The sequence below is a fragment of the Pseudomonas sp. Root71 genome (assembly GCF_001429045.1).
Lineage (GTDB): Bacteria > Pseudomonadota > Gammaproteobacteria > Pseudomonadales > Pseudomonadaceae > Aquipseudomonas > Aquipseudomonas monachiensis.
Map to the genome: position 1 here is coordinate 215,674 of NZ_LMHY01000012.1, position 19,066 is coordinate 234,739.

The 19,066-nt window shown below is 60.2% G+C and carries 17 protein-coding genes; 7 read left to right on the forward strand and 10 right to left on the reverse strand.

Features of this window, described 5'->3' with window-relative positions; genetic code table 11:
* Window position 1: 1 nt before the first annotated feature.
* The 6 genes from ASD95_RS11010 to gcl form a co-directional block, all read right to left on the reverse strand.
* Window positions 2–916: an urea transporter gene (locus ASD95_RS11010; RefSeq protein WP_056721648.1), complete on the reverse strand. Its 915-nt coding sequence runs from the start codon at window positions 914–916 to the stop codon at window positions 2–4.
* Between the two features lie 203 nt (window positions 917–1,119).
* Window positions 1,120–2,535, reverse strand: a complete 1,416-nt coding sequence (pyk, locus tag ASD95_RS11015; protein ID WP_056721650.1) for a pyruvate kinase — start codon at window positions 2,533–2,535, stop codon at window positions 1,120–1,122.
* On the reverse strand, window positions 2,525–3,805 hold the full coding sequence (locus ASD95_RS11020; RefSeq protein WP_056721652.1) for a glycerate kinase type-2 family protein: 1,281 nt from the start codon (window positions 3,803–3,805) through the stop codon (window positions 2,525–2,527). The genes pyk and ASD95_RS11020 overlap by 11 nt, the downstream gene beginning before the upstream one ends.
* Window positions 3,806–3,985: 180 nt before the next feature.
* Window positions 3,986–4,876: a 2-hydroxy-3-oxopropionate reductase gene (locus ASD95_RS11025; RefSeq protein WP_056721654.1), complete on the reverse strand. Its 891-nt coding sequence runs from the start codon at window positions 4,874–4,876 to the stop codon at window positions 3,986–3,988.
* A gap of 131 nt (window positions 4,877–5,007) precedes the next feature.
* Complete coding sequence (gene hyi / locus ASD95_RS11030) at window positions 5,008–5,790, reverse strand: hydroxypyruvate isomerase (RefSeq protein ID WP_046037664.1); 783 nt, start codon at window positions 5,788–5,790, stop codon at window positions 5,008–5,010.
* A 137-nt stretch (window positions 5,791–5,927) separates the two neighbouring features.
* Window positions 5,928–7,703 carry a glyoxylate carboligase gene (gene gcl / locus ASD95_RS11035; RefSeq protein WP_056721656.1) on the reverse strand — a complete coding sequence of 592 codons (1,776 nt, stop codon included), beginning with the start codon at window positions 7,701–7,703 and terminating at the stop codon, window positions 5,928–5,930.
* Between the two features lie 281 nt (window positions 7,704–7,984).
* On the opposite strand from gcl, the gene ASD95_RS11040 reads away from it, so the two are divergent.
* Window positions 7,985–8,425 carry a GlcG/HbpS family heme-binding protein gene (locus ASD95_RS11040; RefSeq protein ID WP_056721658.1) on the forward strand — a complete coding sequence of 147 codons (441 nt, stop codon included), beginning with the start codon at window positions 7,985–7,987 and terminating at the stop codon, window positions 8,423–8,425.
* Window positions 8,426–8,636: 211 nt separating this feature from the next.
* A complete protein-coding gene (locus tag ASD95_RS28575; RefSeq protein ID WP_082562889.1) occupies window positions 8,637–9,095 on the forward strand; it encodes an REP-associated tyrosine transposase in 459 nt (152 codons plus the stop codon).
* Between the two features lie 126 nt (window positions 9,096–9,221).
* On the opposite strand, the gene ASD95_RS11045 is transcribed toward ASD95_RS28575, so the two are convergent.
* On the reverse strand, window positions 9,222–9,830 hold the full coding sequence (locus ASD95_RS11045) for a TetR/AcrR family transcriptional regulator (RefSeq protein WP_015096199.1): 609 nt from the start codon (window positions 9,828–9,830) through the stop codon (window positions 9,222–9,224).
* 134 nt (window positions 9,831–9,964) lie between these two features.
* Between ASD95_RS11045 and ASD95_RS11050 the strand changes: the two genes are divergently transcribed.
* Window positions 9,965–10,879 carry a DUF808 domain-containing protein gene (locus tag ASD95_RS11050; protein WP_056721659.1) on the forward strand — a complete coding sequence of 305 codons (915 nt, stop codon included), beginning with the start codon at window positions 9,965–9,967 and terminating at the stop codon, window positions 10,877–10,879.
* A gap of 156 nt (window positions 10,880–11,035) precedes the next feature.
* Here the strand turns inward: ASD95_RS11050 and ASD95_RS11055 are convergent, their stop codons facing one another.
* Both ASD95_RS11055 and ASD95_RS11060 read right to left on the reverse strand, forming a co-directional pair.
* Window positions 11,036–11,824: an MlaA family lipoprotein gene (locus ASD95_RS11055; RefSeq protein WP_056721662.1), complete on the reverse strand. Its 789-nt coding sequence runs from the start codon at window positions 11,822–11,824 to the stop codon at window positions 11,036–11,038.
* Window positions 11,817–13,115 (reverse strand): serine/threonine protein kinase, encoded by a 1,299-nt coding sequence (locus ASD95_RS11060; RefSeq protein WP_056721664.1) that lies wholly within the window; start codon window positions 13,113–13,115, stop codon window positions 11,817–11,819. The genes ASD95_RS11055 and ASD95_RS11060 overlap by 8 nt, the downstream gene beginning before the upstream one ends.
* Before the next feature lie 225 nt (window positions 13,116–13,340).
* Here ASD95_RS11060 and ASD95_RS11065 point away from each other — a divergent pair, with 225 nt between their 5' ends.
* Entirely contained in the window at window positions 13,341–13,709 is a 369-nt protein-coding gene (locus tag ASD95_RS11065) for a hypothetical protein (protein WP_056721666.1), read from the forward strand.
* A 126-nt stretch (window positions 13,710–13,835) separates the two neighbouring features.
* Here the strand turns inward: ASD95_RS11065 and ASD95_RS11070 are convergent, their stop codons facing one another.
* Window positions 13,836–15,431, reverse strand: a complete 1,596-nt coding sequence (locus ASD95_RS11070) for a glycoside hydrolase family 17 protein (RefSeq protein ID WP_056721668.1) — start codon at window positions 15,429–15,431, stop codon at window positions 13,836–13,838.
* A 290-nt stretch (window positions 15,432–15,721) separates the two neighbouring features.
* Between ASD95_RS11070 and ASD95_RS11075 the strand changes: the two genes are divergently transcribed.
* The 3 genes from ASD95_RS11075 to ASD95_RS11085 all read left to right on the forward strand — a co-directional run bounded on the left by ASD95_RS11075 (window position 15,722) and on the right by ASD95_RS11085 (window position 18,768).
* Entirely contained in the window at window positions 15,722–16,573 is an 852-nt protein-coding gene (locus ASD95_RS11075) for a glycine betaine ABC transporter substrate-binding protein (protein ID WP_056721670.1), read from the forward strand.
* A 228-nt stretch (window positions 16,574–16,801) separates the two neighbouring features.
* Entirely contained in the window at window positions 16,802–17,113 is a 312-nt protein-coding gene (locus ASD95_RS11080) for a DUF485 domain-containing protein (RefSeq protein WP_056721673.1), read from the forward strand.
* A complete protein-coding gene (locus ASD95_RS11085; protein WP_056721675.1) occupies window positions 17,110–18,768 on the forward strand; it encodes a cation acetate symporter in 1,659 nt (552 codons plus the stop codon). The genes ASD95_RS11080 and ASD95_RS11085 overlap by 4 nt, the downstream gene beginning before the upstream one ends.
* Window positions 18,769–19,066 lie beyond the last annotated feature (298 nt).

A 19,066-nucleotide genomic window follows, 5' to 3' on the forward strand; every position in this document is an offset into this window, starting at 1 on the left:
ATCAGCGCAGCCTAGGTTGATTCTCCCCGGGAGCGCAAGGCGCGCTTTCGACCGTGGCTTTGCCGAGCATTTGAACAACGCTGCGAATCAGCCAGCCGGCAAGAATGAACGGCGCGGTCAGCGTAGGCAGACCGATGGCGGCAAACACCGGCGTCAGCAACAGCGCCAGGCCGATGCCAAGCAGCGGCAGCCACGGTTGGCGACGCCGGGAGCTGAAGGCGAGGGCGGCCAGCACGGCGTTATAGCCACCGAGGCCGAGCAGTGCGGTATAGAAATCGTGGTTCAGCAGGCTCCAGCCCATACCAGCGACCGAGGCCAACAATGCCCAGCAGAATGCGCGGCGATCAGCGATCAGCAAACCGGCGGCAATCATCGCACCCGCCAGCGGATGACCGAGGAACATCACCTGACCAATGCCTTTGAGTGGCGCGGCAAGCATGTTCAGGGTGCTGACTTCGATCAAATGCGGCTCAGTCGAGGGCGTGGCGAAGCACAGCAGCAACCAGCCGAGCCCGACGAAGGGCGCGGTGTAGGCCGGCAGGCATTGGCTGAACCGGACGCGCTTGAGCCACTGTTGGGTGACCATCGCGCTCAGGCCACCGGCGGCCAGGATCAGTGGCGGCATCATCGCCGACCAGGGGAAATACAGGCTCAGTAACAGTCCGAGCAGGACGCCGTTGTAGCTGAACAACCCGGCCTGGCGATCAGCCTTGGCATAGTTGCGGCGTTGCGCGGTGAGCAGCCCGGCGACACCACCGAGCAAGGCGCCGCCAAGCAAGGCGGGCGCAGTAAACAGGATGGCCAGGACGCACAGCAGGCCGCACAGCGGATTGCGCTGGAGAAAGATCTGGCTGAAGCCGTTGAGCAATGCTTCGGCCCAGTCGGGGCAGTGGGTGTTGAAGTGAATGGCAGGCATTTTGAAATCTAGGGCAGTGGAAAATCAAAGGTGTTGCACAAACTCTGTGGCGAGGGAGCTTGCTCCCGCTGGGTCGCGAAGCGACCCCAACTCCGGTGAATGCGGTTTCTCTGTGGAACCCGTCATGCCGAAAGACGACTGCTACGCAGCCGAGCGGGACGATGCGGCGATCCGACAAGCTCCCTCGCCACAAAAAGCGTTCGTTAGATCAATGTCTCGATGCGCAAAGAGTTAGTCGACCCCGGCTGGCCAAACGGCACACCTGCGGTGATCAACAGCGTGTCGCCACGCTGCGCCATGCCCTGGGCCTGGGCAATTTCCAGTGCCGTCGAGCAGACTTCATCGACCTGACGCAGACGATCGTTGACCACCGAGTGCACACCCCACGCCACGCTCAGGCGACGGGCGGTCTGTAGGTTCGGTGTCAGGTTGAGGATCGGCACCGTCGGCCGCTCCCGCGCCGCACGCAGGCTCGATGCGCCGGACTCGCTGTAGTTCACCAGCACTGCCACCGGCAGCACGTTGCTGATACGGCGAATGGCGCAGCTGATCGCGTCGGAAACAGTCGCCTCGGCTTTCGGTCGGCTGACGTCGAGTTGAGTCTGGTAGTCCGGACCGTTTTCCACCTGGCGGATGATCTTGCTCATCATCTGCACGGCTTCGAGCGGGTATTCGCCGGACGCGGTTTCCGCCGACAGCATCACCGCGTCCGCCCCTTCGGCCACCGCGTTGGCGACATCGGTGACTTCGGCGCGGGTTGGCGCCGGTGAGAAGCGCATCGACTCCAGCATCTGGGTCGCCACCACCACCGGTTTGCCGAGTTGGCGGCAGGTGCTGATGATGTTCTTCTGGATCTGCGGCACGCTTTCGGCCGGCACTTCTACGCCCAGGTCACCCCGGGCGACCATGATCGCGTCGCTCAATTCGGCGATCTCGCGCAGTTGTTCGACGGCCGAGGGCTTCTCGATCTTGGCCATCAGGAACGCCTTGTCGCCGATCAGGGAGCGAGCTTCGCGGATGTCATCGGGACGTTGTACGAACGACAGCGCCACCCAGTCCACGCCCAGTTCCAGGCCGAAGGTCAAGTCGCGGCGATCCTTGGCGGTCAGCGGGCTCAGGTCGAGCACCGCTTGCGGTACGTTCACGCCTTTGCGGTCCGACAGTTCGCCGCCATTGAGCACTGTGGTGTCGATGGCGTCGGCGTACTTTGTCACGACCCGCAGACGCAGCTTGCCGTCGTCCAGCAGCAGGTCCATGCCCGGTTCCAGCGCGGCGATGATTTCCGGGTGGGGCAGGTTGACCCGGCGCTCATCGCCCGGCGTGGTATCGAGGTCCAGGCGCAAGGCCTGGCCGCGCACCAGTTGCACCTTGCCGTCGGCGAACTTGCCGACCCGCAGTTTCGGGCCTTGCAGGTCCATCAGGATGCCCAATGGATAATTGAGCTGGCGCTCGACTTCACGAATCCACTGGAAACGCTGGGCGTGGTCGGCATGATCGCCATGGCTGAAGTTCAGGCGGAAGATGTTGACCCCGGCCAGCACCAGTTCACGGATGGCGTCGATGCCGTCGGTGGCCGGGCCGAGCGTGGCGAGGATTTTGACCTTTTTATCAGGCGTCATGTTTAGTGCTCTCAAGGATCAGAATGGCGCGGAAGTCGTTGACGTTGGTACGGGTCGGTTCGGTGACGATCAGAGCGTCCAGCGCCTCGAAGTAGCCGTAGCCGTTGTTGTTGTCCAACTCGTCGCTGGCGCTCAGGCCCAGGGCGGCAGCACGGGCGTAACTGTCCGGGGTCATGATCGCGCCGGCGTTGTCTTCGGAGCCGTCGATACCGTCGGTGTCACCGGCCAGTGCATAGACGCCGGGCAGGCCCTTGAGGCTGTCGGTCAGGCTCAGCAGGAATTCGGCATTGCGCCCGCCACGGCCATTGCCGCGCACGGTCACGGTGGTTTCTCCGCCGGAAAGAATCACGCAGGGCGCCGCCAGCGGCTGGCCGTGCAGGACGATTTGTCGGGCGATGCCGGCGTGGACTTTCGCCACCTCGCGGGATTCGCCTTCGAGGTCGCCGAGGATCAGCGGGCTGAACCCGGCCTGACGGCATTTCACCGCCGCCGCTTCAAGGGATTGCTGCGGGCGGGCGATCAACTGGAAATGATTGCGGGCCAGGCTCGGGTCACCGGGTTTGACGGTTTCCGACTCGGGGCTTTGCAGCCAGGTGCGCACCGAAGCCGGAACCTCGATGGCGTAGCGCTTGAGAATGGCCAGCGCTTCGGCCGACGTGCTCGGGTCGGCTACGGTAGGGCCGGAGGCGATGACCGTTGCGAGGTCGCCCGGTACATCGGAAATCGCATAGGTATAAACAGTGGCAGGCCAGCAGGCTTTGCCCAGGCGACCGCCCTTGATCGCCGAGAGGTGCTTGCGCACGCAGTTCATCTCGCCGATGGAGGCGCCGGATTTGAGCAGGGCTTTGTTGATCGACTGCTTGTCGGCCAGGGTGATGCCTTCGGCCGGCAGTGCCAGCAGGGCAGAGCCACCACCGGAGAGCAGGAAGATCACGCGGTCGGATTCGTTCAGGTCGCTGACCAGTTCCAGCACACGCTTGGCCACGGCCAGGCCAGCGGCATCTGGTACCGGATGCGCGGCTTCGACCACTTCGATTTTTTCGCAAGGCGCGCCGTGACCGTAACGGGTCACCACCAGGCCGCAGACTTCACCCTGCCAGCAGCGCTCGACCACTTGGGCCATGGCGGCTGCGGCTTTGCCGGCGCCAATGACGATCACGCGACCGCTGCGGTCGGCAGGCAGATGGGCTTCGAGGACTTGTTGCGGATGCGCCGCGTCGATGGCTGTGGCAAACAGCTCGCGCAGCAATTGTTGCGGATCGACCGACATGGCGGGCTCCCGGAATTCTTGTCATTTGAAGGAACGCAGCCTGGGCAAGCTCTGGGTGGAACACCCTTGCAACTGGATGAACCTGTTCCTGTAGGAGCTGCCGCAGGCTGCGATCTTTTAGCGGGTAGTGCGGTGGAGAGTCGGGCCTGAGGATCAAAAGATCGCAGCCTTCGGCAGCTCCTACTTGTCGCGAATCGAGAAGTTCGCCATGTGTTCCAGACCCTTGATCAGCGCCGAGTGGTCCCAGTTGCTGCCGCCGATGGCCGCGCAGGTGCTGAACACTTGCTGGGTGTTGGCGGTGTTCGGCAGGTTGATGTTCAGCTCCTTGGCGCCTTGCAGGGCCAGGTTCAGGTCCTTCTGGTGCAGGCTGATGCGGAAGCCTGGATCGAAGGTGCCCTTGATCATGCGCTCGCCGTGCACTTCGAGGATCTTCGAGGACGCGAAACCGCCCATCAGTGCTTCACGCACCTTGGCTGGATCGGCACCGTTTTTCGAAGCGAACAGCAGGGCTTCAGCTACGGCCTGGATGTTCAGGGCCACGATGATCTGGTTGGCCACCTTGGCGGTTTGACCGTCGCCGTTGCCACCGACCAGGGTGATGTTCTTGCCCATCGCCTGGAACAACGGCAGGGCGCGTTCGAAGGCGTCGGCATCGCCGCCGACCATGATGCTCAGGGTCGCAGCCTTGGCGCCGACTTCACCACCGGACACCGGAGCGTCGAGATATTGCGCGCCTTTTTCGTTGATCTTGGCCGCGAACGCCTTGGTGGCGGTCGGCGAGATCGAGCTCATGTCGATCACGACTTTGCCTTTGCCCACGCCGGCAGCGATGCCGTCGGCACGGAACAGCACGTCATCGACCTGCGGGGTATCCGGCACCATGACGATGATGAATTCGGCTTCCTGGGCAACTTCTTTCGGGTTCGCCAGGGCAACGGCGCCAGCGGCGACCAGGTCGGCAGGCGCAGGGTCGTGGTGGGCCGACAGGAACAGGCTGTGACCGGCTTTTTGCAGGTTCGCCGCCATTGGGTGGCCCATGATGCCGGTGCCGATAAATCCGATTTTAGCCATGAGAAAGTCCTCTTGTTTTTATAAACAGCCGTAGGAGCTGCCGCAGGCTGCGATCTTTTGATTTTGCTTTTGAAGGTCAAGATCAAAAGATCGCAGCCTTCGGCAGCTCCTACAGTGATAAATGTGTTTGATCAGATCGCGTTATGGGTCTTCAACCAGCCCAGGCCCGCTTCAGTGGTGGTCAGCGGCTTGTATTCGCAACCGACCCAGCCCTGGTAACCGATGCGGTCCAGGTGTTCGAACAGGAAGCGGTAGTTGATTTCACCGGTGCCTGGTTCGTTGCGCCCCGGGTTGTCCGCGAGCTGCACGTGGTTGATCTCGCCCAGGTGCGATTGCAGGGTGCGGGCCAGATCGCCTTCCATGATTTGCATGTGATAGATGTCGTATTGCAGGAACAGGTTGGCGCTGCCGACCTGCTCGCGAATCGACAGGGCTTGCGCCGTGTTGTTCAGGTAGAAACCCGGGATGTCACGGGTGTTGATCGCTTCCATCACCAGCTTGATACCCGCCGCTTGCAGCTTGTCGGCCGCGTACTTGAGGTTGGCGACGAAGGTTTTCTCCACGGTGGCATCGTCAAAGCCCTGCGGACGAATACCGGCCAGGCAGTTGACCTGGGTGTTGCCCAGCACTTGCGCGTAAGCGATGGCCAGGTCGACACCGGCACGGAACTCTTCGACCCGGTCCGGCAGGCACGCGATACCGCGCTCGCCCTTGGCCCAGTCACCGGCCGGCAGGTTGAACAGCACTTGGGTCAGACCGTGTGCGTCGAGCTGGGCCTTGATTTCGGCGGAGCTGAAGTCGTACGGGAACAGGTATTCGACACCACTGAAGCCGGCCTTGGCGGCCGCTTCGAAACGGGCGAGAAAGTCCTGTTCGGTGAACAGCATGGACAGGTTGGCTGCGAAACGCGGCATGGTGGTCTCCTGTATGTGTTTGATGTCCTCTGTGGGCGCGGGCTTGCTCGCGAAGGCGGTGGTTCAGTCAACATTGATGTCGACTGACACTCCCTCTTCGCGGGCAAGCCCGCTCCCACAGGGGGAGCGGTCAGCAGTTAATCGAGCAACGAAATCGCAGTCGGTGCGTCGTCGCCGACCAGCGCCAGGTCTTCGAATTCGTTGACGGCGTTGATCTCGGTACCCATGGAAATGTTGGTCACGCGCTCCAGGATGATCTCGACGATCACCGGAACCTTGAACTCTTCGATCAGCTCCTGGGCCTTGCGCAGGGCAGGCTGGATCTGGGACGGTTCGAATACGCGCAGGGCCTTGCAGCCGAGGCCTTCGGCAACTGCGACGTGGTCGACACCGTAGCCGTTGAGTTCCGGCGCGTTCAGGTTGTCGAAGGACAGCTGCACGCAGTAGTCCATGTCGAAACCGCGCTGCGCCTGACGGATCAGGCCCAGGTACGAGTTGTTCACCACAACATGGATGTACGGCAGCTTGAACTGCGCGCCCACCGCCAATTCCTCGATCATGAACTGGAAGTCATAGTCCCCCGACAGGGCCACGACTTTACGGTTCGGATCGGCCTTGACCACGCCCAGCGCTGCCGGAATGGTCCAGCCCAACGGGCCTGCCTGGCCGCAGTTGATCCAGTGGCGCGGCTTGTAGACGTGCAAGAACTGCGCGCCGGCAATCTGCGACAGACCGATGGTGCTGACGTAGCAGGTGTCTTTGCCGAACACCTGGTTCATTTCTTCGTAGACGCGTTGCGGCTTGACCGGAACGTTGTCGAAGTGAGTCTTGCGCTGCAGGCTGGCTTTACGCTGCTGGCAGTCTTGCAGCCAGGCGCTGCGGTTCTTCAGCTTGCCGGCGGCTTGCCATTCGCGAGCGACTTCGATGAACACGGTCAGCGCGGCAGCGGCGTCGGAAACGATGCCCAGGTCCGGGGTGAACACGCGGCCGATCTGGGTCGGTTCGATATCAACGTGAATGAACTTGCGGCCTTCGGTGTAGACGTCGACGGAACCGGTGTGACGGTTGGCCCAACGGTTACCCACGCCCAGAACCACGTCGGATTTCAGCATGGTTGCGTTGCCGTAGCGGTGCGAGGTCTGCAGACCCACCATGCCCACCATCAGCGGGTGATCGTCCGGGATGGCGCCCCAGCCCATCAAGGTCGGGATAACCGGAATACCGGTCAGCTCGGCGAACTCCACCAGCAGGTCGGCGGCGTCGGCGTTGATGATACCGCCACCGGCCACCAGCAATGGACGCTCGGCCTGATCCAGCATCGCCAAGGCTTTTTCCACCTGAACGCGGGTAGCGCTCGGCTTGGCCAATGGCAGTGGCTGGTAGGCGTCGATGTCGAATTCGATTTCGGCCATCTGCACGTCGAACGGCAGGTCGATCAGCACTGGGCCAGGACGGCCGGAGCGCATTTCATAGAAAGCCTTCTGGAACGCATAAGGCACCTGGCCCGGTTCCATGACGGTGGTCGACCACTTGGTGACTGGCTTGACGATGGTGGTGATATCGACAGCCTGGAAGTCTTCCTTGTGCATACGGGCGCGGGGTGCCTGGCCGGTAATGCAGAGGATTGGAATCGAGTCGGCCGAGGCGCTGTAGAGCCCGGTGACCATGTCGGTGCCGGCAGGGCCGGAAGTACCGATGCACACGCCGATGTTGCCGGCCTTGGTGCGGGTGTAGCCCTCGGCCATGTGCGAGGCGCCTTCAACGTGGCGAGCGAGTACGTGATCGATGCCGCCGACCTTTTGCAGGGCGGAGTACAGCGGGTTGATGGCGGCACCCGGGATGCCAAAAGCGGTATCGACCCCTTCACGGCGCATCACCAGAACGGCGGCTTCGATTGCTCTCATTTTGCTCATGGTTTTGTGCCTCTTTACGTTTTGTAATTGTATACAAGTGGCTTTGCGCAGAGTGTATTCACGGCGGACGGCGCAGGTCAATCCATTTTCTCAAGCGCTTGTTTCATTCGTCGGAAGCCCGTTCTACTGTGGCTTTTCGTCGCATGTGGCGCCTTTCGAGAATTATTGTATACAAAAAAATAATTCATTGTGTTCTATTTGTTGCATCGGGCTGCGACGCAAGCGCGCGCACTTGTGCCGCAGCCCACCGACTTTCCGAAAAACAAAATGAGGACGGCACCATGAGCGCTTTAACCTTGAAAGTCGCAGTCAACCTGGTCAACGAGGCCATCACTGCAGGGCGTGCAATCGCTGCGGCACCCTTGACCATTGCGGTACTGGATGCCGGCGGGCATCTGATCGCCCTGCAACGCGAAGACGGCGCCAGCCTGCTGCGCCCGCACGTCGCCATCGGCAAGGCCTGGGGCGCCATCGCGCTGGGCAAGGGTTCGCGCCTGCTGGCGCTGGACGCCCAGCAACGCCCGGCGTTTATCGCCGCGTTGAACAGCCTGGGGCAGGGCAGCGTCGTGCCGGCACCGGGTGGTGTGCTGGTTCGCGATCAGGACGGGAACGTGCTGGGGGCGGTGGGGATCAGCGGCGATCTGTCGGATGTCGACGAGCAGTGCGCGATCAATGCCATCGAGGCGTTGGGGTTGGTGGCGGATGCTGGGGTGGCGGCTTGATCTACGCTGACTGAACTACCGCTTTCGCGAGCAAGCCCGCTCCTACCATGATCGAAGGTGCTCACATATTTTATGTACACCATCAGACCCTGTGGGAGCGGGCTTGCCCGCGATGGCTATCGACAGGACACATCCAGCTAAAAGTCTGCACGACCATCCAGTATTTCCGGGGCTAGCCTTCTCATGACTTCATCATGAGAGTGGCAAAGGAATGTCCGATTCACCTGCTTCACATCGTCTGCGTACGGGTCGCTATGCCGAACCCAATCGAATCTATTTACTGACGACCAATACGCTTGGCCGTGAGCCGGTTTTTGCCGATTACGCTTTGGGCAGATTGGTGGTGCATCAGTTTCGGCAGGCACAAAGCCTGGGATTGGCAAATTCATTGGCTTGGGTTGTCATGCCTGACCATTTCCACTGGTTGGTGGAATTGGAGAAATGCTCACTCAGTAGTTTGATGCGGCAAACCAAGTCACTGACAACGCGGGAGGTGAACCTTTCCAGTGCCAGGCACGGGCCACTCTGGCAACAGGGATATCACGACCGAGCACTGAGGCGAGATGAGGATTTGGTGAAGATGGCGCGATATGTTGTGGCCAACCCGTTGCGGGCTGGGCTTGTAGAGCGTCTTGGCAACTATCCGTTGTGGGATGCGATTTGGGTCTGATCCACTCCCGAGTTGCCGCCATCGCGGGCAAGCCCGCTCCCACAGGGATATGTGTCGTTCACAGAATTTGAATTCAACACTGAAAATTGTTGGAGCGAGCCTGCTCGCGAATGGCCTTGATACGGTCTACCGCTCAGGCTCACATCCCTTCAACACCAACCGGATAATCGTCTGCGCCGCCGCTTCATAATCTTCTTCATCCAGCCGTGCCTTGCCGGTGATGGCGGTGATTTGCCAGTCGAAGTCGGCGTAGGTCTGGGTCGCGGCCCAGATGCTGAACATCAGGTGGTTGGGGTCGATGGGGGCGATTTGCCCGCGGTCGATCCAGGTCTGGATGCACTCGATGTTGTGTTTGGCCTGGCCATTGAGCTGTTCGACCAGATCGCTGCTCAGGTGGGGGGCGCCGTGCATGATTTCGCTGGCGAACACCTTGGAGGCGAATGGCAGGTCACGAGAGATGCGGATCTTCGAGCGAATGTAGCCGCTGAGCACTTCACCGGGCTCGCCGTCCGGATTGAATGGTGTCGAGGCCTGCAGGATGGGCTCGATGATGCTTTCCAGAACCTCACGGTAGAGGTTTTCCTTGGACTTGAAGTAGTAATAGACGTTGGGCTTGGGCAATCCCGCCTTGGCTGCGATGTCGCTGGTTTTGGTCGCAGCGAAGCCTTTGTCGGCGAATTCCTCACTGGCGGCACGCAGGATCAGTTGTTTGTTGCGCTCGCGGATAGTGCTCATAAACCGGGTGATTCCTTGCCTGTTCTGGCGGTTGCGCATGGTATCACCGGCCTCGCGCGGCGCTCAAGAATGCACCGTAGGCTCTTATGTCGCGCTATGCTGCTGCGCATTCATTGCAGAAGGAAACCCGATTCATGGCAGGAAGCAGTTTGCTGGTGCTGATTGACGACATCGCGACCGTGCTGGACGACGTGTCTTTGATGACCCAAATGGCCGCCAAGAAAACGGCCGGTGTACTCGGTGACGATCTGGCACTCAATGCCCAGCAAGTCAGTGGCGTGCGTGCCGAGCGGGAAATCCCGGTGGTCTGGGCGGTCGCCAAGGGGTCGTTCATCAATAAACTGATCCTGGTGCCATCGGCGCTGGCCATCAGTGCGTTCATTCCGTGGCTGGTCACACCGCTGTTGATGGTCGGTGGCGCCTATCTGTGCTTCGAAGGTTTCGAAAAACTTGCCCACAAGTTCCTGCACAGCAAGGCTGAAGATGTCGCCGAGCATGCGCAGTTGGTCGAGGCGGTGGCCGATCCTGCCATCGACCTGGTGGCGTTCGAGAAGGACAAGATCAAAGGCGCGATCCGCACCGATTTCATTCTTTCGGCGGAAATCATCGCCATCACCCTCGGCACCGTGGCCGGCGCGCCATTGACCCAGCAAATCATCGTGCTGTCGGGCATTGCCATTGTCATGACTGTCGGCGTGTACGGATTGGTGGCGGGTATCGTCAAGCTTGACGACCTCGGCCTGTGGTTGACTCAGAAACCCGGACAGGTGGCGAAAAGCATCGGCGGCGGGATTTTGCGTGCGGCACCGTACATGATGAAGAGCCTGTCGGTGATCGGCACGGCGGCGATGTTTCTGGTGGGCGGCGGGATCCTCACGCACGGTGTGCCGGTGGTGCATCACTGGATCGAAAGTGTCGGTGCGGCGGCGGGTGGCGGCGGATTTATCGTGCCGGTGTTGCTCAATGGCGTGGCGGGGATTGTCGCAGGGGCGGTGGTGTTGGTTGGCGTGATGGCCGTCAGCAGGATCTGGAAAGCCCTGAAAGGCTGAAGACAGCACATAACAAATGTGGGAGCGGCGGTGCGGCGATCCGACTTGCTCGCGAAGAGGTCGTGTCAGTCACCAAATAGGTTGTCTGACACACCGCTTTCGTCGGAACGCCGCCCGGAGCAAGCCCGCTCCCACAGTGTTTTTCGGCTGCCTTGTTTACTCGGCGATCTGCAACTTGCGCGCTTCGGTGTACACGTAACGCACTTTATCGTACTCGAATGGCGAGTTCATCTGGCCATAGCGGAAGCTGGTCTGGTGGCGCTTGTCGATGCCGCGCAGGATCCAGACTTCCGGATGATTGGAGCTGACTTCGGCGACGTTGAGGAAGTTGATCGCATTCTCGGCCGAGTAATCCACCAGCAGGCCGCCGGTATCACGCAGGTTCGACGGACCGAGGATCGGCAGGACGAAATAAGCGCCGCCCGGCACGCCGTAGAAGCCTAAAGTCTGGCCGAAGTCTTCGCTCTGGCGGGGCAGGCCCATTGCGGTGGCCGGGTCCCACAGGCCGGCGATGCCGATGGTGGTGTTGAGCAGCAGTCTCCCGGTAATTTCCAGCGAACGCTGGCCCTTGAGTTGCAGCAGGCTGTTCATCAGGTTCGGCACGTCGCCGAGGTTGTTGAAGAAGTTGCTGACGCCGGTACGCAGGAAGCTCGGGGTGACGTAGCGGTAACCATTGACCACCGGCAGGAACACCCATTGGTCGAAGCGGTAGTTGAAGTGATAGACGCGCCGATTCCACTCTTCCAACGGATCGTAGACGGCCAGCGCGTTGAGCGTCGAACGTTCGAACTCGCGCTGATCCAGGCCCGGGTTGAATTTGAGTTTGCTCAGCGGCTCCTTGAAGCCGTCGCTGTCGACGACCAGGGGGGCGTTGGCTTTGCTGTTGTCGGCATTGGCGACGCTTGCACAGAGTAACGCTGCGAAAAGCAGGAGATATTTAGCCACGGAAAAACTCCAGCATGGCGTCGCTGTTGACGCGGTAGTTAATGTTGCCGCAGTGGCCGCCATACGGGTAAACGGTCAGGCGATCACCGAAAGTCTTGCGCAGGAAGCCCAGGTCGCCAGGGCCGAGGATCACGTCATCGGCGTTGTGCATCACTGCGATTTTCGGGCTTTCGTGCAGATAGTCCTTCAGCGCATACAGGCTCACCTGGTCAATCAGTTGCAGCAGGCTGCCGCCGTCGGTGCGGGCGCGCCACATCGGGATCACCTGTTCGGTGATGTAGCAGTCGAAGTCGCATTGCAGCGCTCGCTTGAGGAATGGCGTGAGGCTGGTGCCCTCGGTGATCGGGAACTTGGGTGGGGTGATCAGGCCGCGACGGTTGACCAGGTCCGAAGTGAAGGCAATGTCGGCCGCCGAAAAGCGGAACGAGGTGCCGATCAGCATGGCCATCTGCTCATTGGACAGGTGCTGCTTGGACTGCTGGAAGTCGTAGAGCAGGGCGTCATTGAGGTCGATGTAGCCCTTCTGCTGGAAGTAGCGGGTCAGCTTGTCCAGTACCAGTTCATAGAACGTGGTGCTGGTGTTGATGCCCTTGACCTCGGTCTGGACCAGCTTGTCGAGGTTGGTGATCGAGGTGTAGAGGTTGACCGGCGGGTTGAGCAGCAGGACTTTCTTGAAGTTGAAGCTGCGGCGGGTTTCGTCCAGGTGCGCGACGAAAGCGGCATCCAGGGCACCCAGGCTGTACCCGGTCAGGTAGTAATCGGTAACCGGCATTTTCGGGTTCTGTGCCCGCACGGCCTGCATCACCCGGTACAGATCTTCGGCGTCTTCCTTGGAAACGCCCGGGGTGGCGAAGCGTGATGCCGCGCTCATGAAGTCATAGCTGGTGGGCGACGACAACTGAACCACGTGGTAGCCGGCTTTGTAATAGAGCTTCTTCAGGTATTCGTTCAGGGTGCTGTCATAGCGCGCGCCGGTGCCGGCGATCAGGAAAATCAGCGGCGCGGCGTGATCCTGCGTGGCAATGCGGTAGTCGAGTTTCTTGACCGCCCAGAAATTGTCCGGCAACTCGAATGCCCGTTCCGGACGCAAGGTAACGCTGCGCACTTCCTGATCGATATCGTCGTCCAGGGGTAACTCCGGACGCAGGTCCGGCGGCGTGGTCGCGATGGTCGCCTCGAACGGGTTGGTCAGGGGGTAGCCGTAACTGGCGGCGTCAATGTCGACCGCCAGTGCGGACGCACTCAATATAAGGCCGCCAAACAGGGCAGCGAAGCGCAAGGAACGGAGCATGACTAAATCCCTTAGAAGAAGGTGCCGAATGAATTTCGCAGGCTATGACCACCGGATTTGCGCCAAAGTGCCAAGCCTCGGCACCAAACAGGCTTAATTTCGAAGTAATAGTAGCTGGACGATACACTTTGCAGCGATTGAATGACCAGTTATCAGTTGTTATCGCTTGCGAAACCCTTGGGGGCGATTAAGCTGGCCGCCGTTTTTCGCCAATTGGAGTGTTTCATGTCCCGCCGCCTGCCCGTTATTCTGCTGCTAGTTTTGCTGCCTGTCTGGCTGGCCGCCAGTTATGGCGCGCGTTATGGCTTCATGGAGGATGCGCAGTGGGTCGGCATTTGCGTGGATGAAGCGAGTCGTTGGGAATGCCAGGTGCGTTCAAACCTGGGGCTGATGATTCACTTCGGGGTGCTGGGGTGGGGCGCCTTGGCTGCTGCGATCGTCGGCTTCGTTGTGCCGGGGCGGGCAGGGTGGTGGCTGGCGGTGCTGGCGCTGGTGTTCGGGTTGCCGGCACTGGCGTTGTACAACACGACGCTGGCGGTGTTTGCGGTGGTGATTGCGGGGTTGCGGTTGGTCAGGGCTTCTCGTAGCGCCTGATAGTCCGTCATCGCGAGCAAGCTCGCTCCCACAGTAGATCTTCAGTGAACACAAAATTTGTGTGCGACAAAGATCAATTGTGGGAGCGAGCTTGCTCGCGATGAGGTCAGTCAGGTCGCTAAAGAGTTAAACCTTGCGAACCCGCAAACAGCGCCACAACGCCGCCACCATCAACACACTCACCAGCGCCCAGCCCCAGGCCTGCTGGTTCTGCAAGCCTTCGCGGAACAGCTGCGGCGCAATGCAGGCACCGATGATGAAGGTCAGCAACGCAATTTCGCGGCGCGGCACGTTCACCGGGCGGCACAGATATACCAACGCCGGCACGATGAACGCGACGCTCGGGAAGCTGCGATAACGGGGGTCGAGCACCAGTTCCAGCATCATCACGGCTGCCGCGAAACCTGTTGTTGCAACCAGCCAGCCAGCACGACGCTCGAACAAGTCGAAAGCCCGCCCGCGCCATCCGCTGCGAGGGCTCAATGCCAGCGCGGCATGGGCCAGCACCAGCAGATTCAGAGCGGTCAGCAATCCGACCCATAGCCATTCACTGGTAAAGCGCGTGGTCACCCGTGCCAGGTCACCCCAGGCGCCGATCGAACACGCCGCCAAGGCACCAAGCAGCGGCAGCACCAGTGCCGAGCGGGTCGTGCGGACCCGACCACCAAGCAGCAACGTGCCGATGAAGATCAAGCCACCCACCGCCAGCCACTGCGTCCAGTACGGGACGTTTGTCACTGGCCCGGCCAGCACGCCCTTGTCCTGGCGATCGGCATCGAATAGCCCCCAGTAACCGCCGACCGCACCTTCACTGGCGCGTTTCCAGGGCTGGTCGAAGGCTTCGATCAGGTTGTAATGCCAACCCTGTTGCTCGGCCATGGCAACAAAACCGCGAATGAATTTTGCTTCGTTGACGCGGCTCGGCAGGGCCGTTTCGCGCTGGCGACCTTCGCTAGGCCAGCCAGTTTCGCCGATCAGCACATCCTTGGGCGCGAACTTGTTGCCGAATACCTGGCGTATGTCGGCCACATGTTGCAGGGCAGCGTCGATGTTCGACGGATCGTCTTCCCAGTACGGCAGCAAGTGAATGGTCAGGAAGTCCACGGCGGGGGCGATTTCCGGATGCTTGAGCCAGAACTCCCAGACGTCGGCGTAGGTGACCGGCTGTTTGACCTGGCTCTTGACCTTGTTGATCAGCTTCGCCAGTTGCGCGCCGGTGACTTCCTTGCGCAGCAGGGTTTCGTTACCGACGATTACCGCACTGACCACATCCGGGTTGGCGTTGGCCGAGGCGATCAGCAGGTCGACTTCTTTCTCGGTGTCCACCGGGTTGCTGTTGACCCAGGCGCCGATCATCAGCTTCAAGCCATGCTTGCGTGCCAGGTCCGGCAGGGCTTCCAGGCCGGTCATGGAATAGGTGCGGATGCATTCGAAGCTTTTGGACAGTAGCGCGAGGTCGGCATCCATGCGCTCGGGGCGCAAGTTGAATGGCACGTCGAACGGCGATTGATCCTTGTCGAACGGGGTGTAGGAGGCGCATTGCAGCTTGTGCGTCGCGCTGGCCACGTCCGGCAAAATTACCGGTTTGCCGAGGCCGTACCAGAAGCCGCCCAGGGCAAACAGCCCGAGCAGGCAAGCGAATAGATAAGCAGCAAAAGGGAAGCGGGAGGTCTCGGACATGGTCAGGCCGTGTGGGAACAAAGCGGCGCATGTTACCTGCATTTAAAGCGTGTCTGGTGGGCCTGCATGATTTTGACATGCAAAGTCCGGGCGGATTGGCGGGGGGGTGTCTGTCGCGCAGAGGGTTAATGGCTTTCTGATGTCGTTTCTCGATGCCTTGAGGTCGCTGGCAGAGCAGGTCGCCATGAGCGTCAGGTTGATTATCGCAAGTGTCAGTACTCCGCTGATGTTCGAACGAGTTTGCGGTGGGCGTGATGGGGGCGCTGTGCACCATAACAATACGTTTAAGCGACTCGGCAACCGTCGAGCGCAGCACTTTCGGGGAAGTAACGATGAAGATGCGACGACTCTTGGGCGCAGGTGCGGCTTTGGTGCTGGCGATCAGTTCGACCGTGGCAAGCGCCGCTGGCAAGGACGTGACGCTTGGTTATGTCGATGGCTGGTCGGACAGTGTCGCCACGACCAACGTGGCGGCTGAAGTGATCAGGCAGAAACTCGGTTATGACGTGAAGCTGCAAGCCGTCGCTACCGGGATCATGTGGCAGGGCGTGGCCACCGGAAAACTCGACGCCATGTTGTCGGCCTGGCTGCCGGTGACCCACGGTGAGTACTGGGCGAAGAACAAGGATCAGGTCGTCGACTACGGCCCGAACTTCAAGGACGCGAAAATCGGCCTGATCGTGCCGGAGTACGTCAAGGCCAAGTCCATTGAGGACCTCAAGACCGACGACACCTTCAAGAACCGCATCGTCGGCATCGACGCCGGTTCAGGCGTGATGCTCAAGACCGACCAGGCGATCAAGGACTACGACCTGACCGGCTATCAACTCAAGGCCAGTTCCGGCGCCGGCATGATCGCCGAGCTGACCCGTGCCGAGAAGAAGAACGAATCCATCGCAGTGACCGGTTGGGTGCCGCACTGGATGTTTGCCAAGTGGAAACTGCGCTTCCTCGAAGACCCGAAAGGCGTGTACGGCGCGGCTGAAACCGTGAACAGCATCGGCAGCAAGGGCCTGGAAGCCAAGGCGCCGGAAGTGGCCAAGTTCCTGAAGAACTTCCAGTGGGCCTCCAAGGACGAAATCGGTCAGGTCATGCTGGCGATTCAGGACGGTGCCAAGCCTGAAGCCGCGGCGAAGGATTGGATCGCCAAGCACCCTGAGCGTGTGGCTGACTGGGTCAAGTAACAGTCGCCTCGCTTTTACCCGTGGGAGCGGGCTTGCTCGCGAATGCTGTCTGTCAGTTGACTGACATGACGCCTTCGCGAGCAAGCCCGCTCCCACATTTATTTTGTTCATGCTTGAAATTGGCGAATCCGTCATGGGGTTCTAAGACTAAGGTCGTCTGGAACCTGCCCCGCAGCCGCATAGAGTGGAGACCGTTCCAACTAAATCTGTGCTGCGAGGATAAAAACAATGAACGACAGCATTTACCTCTCGATTCAAAACAGCCCGCGCTTCAAGGAGCTGGTTAGCAAGAGGGAACGATTCGCCTGGATCCTTTCGGCGATCATGCTAGGGCTTTACTCCGGATTCATCCTTTTGATTGCTTATGGGCCGCATGTACTGGGGGCGAAAATCAGCCCTGAGTCATCGATCACCTGGGGCATTCCGATCGGTGTCGGTCTGATTCTCTCGGCCTTCATCCTGACCGGTATCTACGTACGGCGCGCCAACGGCGAGTTCGACGACCTGAACAATGCGATTCTCAAGGAGGCTCAGCAATGATCCGGCGTCTAATGGCTCTGTTGAGCATCGCAGCGTTCGCACCTGGCGCTTGGGCCGCTGATGCCCTGACCGGCGCGGTGCAGAAACAACCCCTTAACGTGTCCGCGATTCTGATGTTCATCGCATTCGTTGGCGCGACCCTGTGCATCACCTATTGGGCGTCCAAGAAAAACAAGTCGGCTTCCGACTACTACGCGGCGGGCGGCAAGATCACCGGTTTCCAGAACGGCCTGGCGATTGCCGGTGACTACATGTCGGCGGCGTCCTTCCTGGGTATTTCCGCGCTGGTGTTCACTTCCGGCTACGACGGCCTGATCTACTCGATCGGGTTCCTGGTGGGCTGGCCGATCATCCTGTTCCTGATCGCTGAGCGCCTGCGTAACCTGGGTAAATACACCTTTGCCGACGTGGCGTCCTATCGCCTTGGGCAAACCCAGATCCGCTCGCTGTCCGCTTGCGGTTCGCTGGTGGTGGTTGCGTTCTACCTGATCGCGCAAATGGTCGGCGCCGGCAAGCTGATCCAGCTGCTGTTCGGTCTCGATTATCACGTTGCGGTGATCCTGGTTGGTATCCTGATGTGCATGTACGTGCTGTTCGGCGGCATGCTGGCGACCACCTGGGTGCAGATCATCAAGGCAGTTTTGCTGCTGTCCGGCGCCTCCTTCATGGCGCTGATGGTGATGAAGCACGTCAACTTCGACTTCAACATGCTGTTCTCCGAGGCAATCAAGGTTCACCCGAAAGCTGAAGCGATCATGAGCCCGGGCGGCCTTGTGAAAGATCCGATCTCGGCGTTCTCCCTCGGTCTGGCGCTGATGTTCGGTACTGCTGGTCTGCCACACATCCTGATGCGCTTCTTCACCGTGAGTGACGCAAAAGAAGCTCGCAAGAGCGTGTTGTACGCAACCGGCTTCATTGGCTACTTCTACATCCTGACCTTCATCATCGGCTTCGGCGCGATCCTGCTGGTCAGTACCAACCCTGCCTTCAAAGACGCTGCTGGCGCCTTGCTGGGTGGTAACAACATGGCGGCGGTGCACCTGGCCAACGCGGTGGGTGGCAGCATTTTCCTGGGCTTCATCTCGGCGGTGGCGTTCGCGACCATTCTGGCAGTGGTTGCCGGTCTGACCCTGGCCGGTGCTTCGGCGGTGTCCCACGACCTGTATGCCAGCGTGATCAAGAAGGGCAAGGCCAACGAGAAGGACGAGATTCGCGTTTCGAAAATCACCACCATCGCCTTGGCGGTGCTGGCCATTGGTCTGGGTATCCTGTTCGAGAGCCAGAACATTGCGTTCATGGTGGGCCTGGCGTTCTCCATCGCGGCGAGCTGCAACTTCCCGGTGCTGCTGCTTTCCATGTACTGGAAAAAGCTGACCACTCGCGGTGCGATGATCGGCGGCTGGATGGGCCTGATCAGTGCCGTGGGCCTGATGGTGCTTGGTCCGACCATCTGGGTGCAGATCCTGCATCACGAGAAGGCCATCTTCCCGTATGAGTACCCGGCGCTGTTCTCGATGATGATTGCCTTTGTCGGGATCTGGTTCTTCTCGGTTACCGACAAGTCCACTGCGGCTGACAATGAGCGGGCGCTGTTCTTCCCGCAGTTTGTTCGTTCGCAGACTGGCCTGGGTGCAAGTGGTGCTGTTTCGCACTAAGGCATTAAAGCTTTATATATAAATTGCACTAACGCGTAATGCCCCGGTCGAGAGATCGGGGTTTTTTTTATTGGGCGGTAATCGACCCGAATTTCGTGGATGTACCCGATTTACTGTGGGAGCGGGCTTGCTCGCGAAGGCTTTGTGTCAGGCGGAGTGCTTTTTGATGGTGTACATATCCATTCCTTCGGTAGCGGCGACTTATGGTTTCGCCCTTACGGCGAGTCACTTTTTTTACAAGCGCCTAAAAAAAGTAACCAAAAAAACGCTCGCCCCGAACGTACGGCCCCTCGCTAAG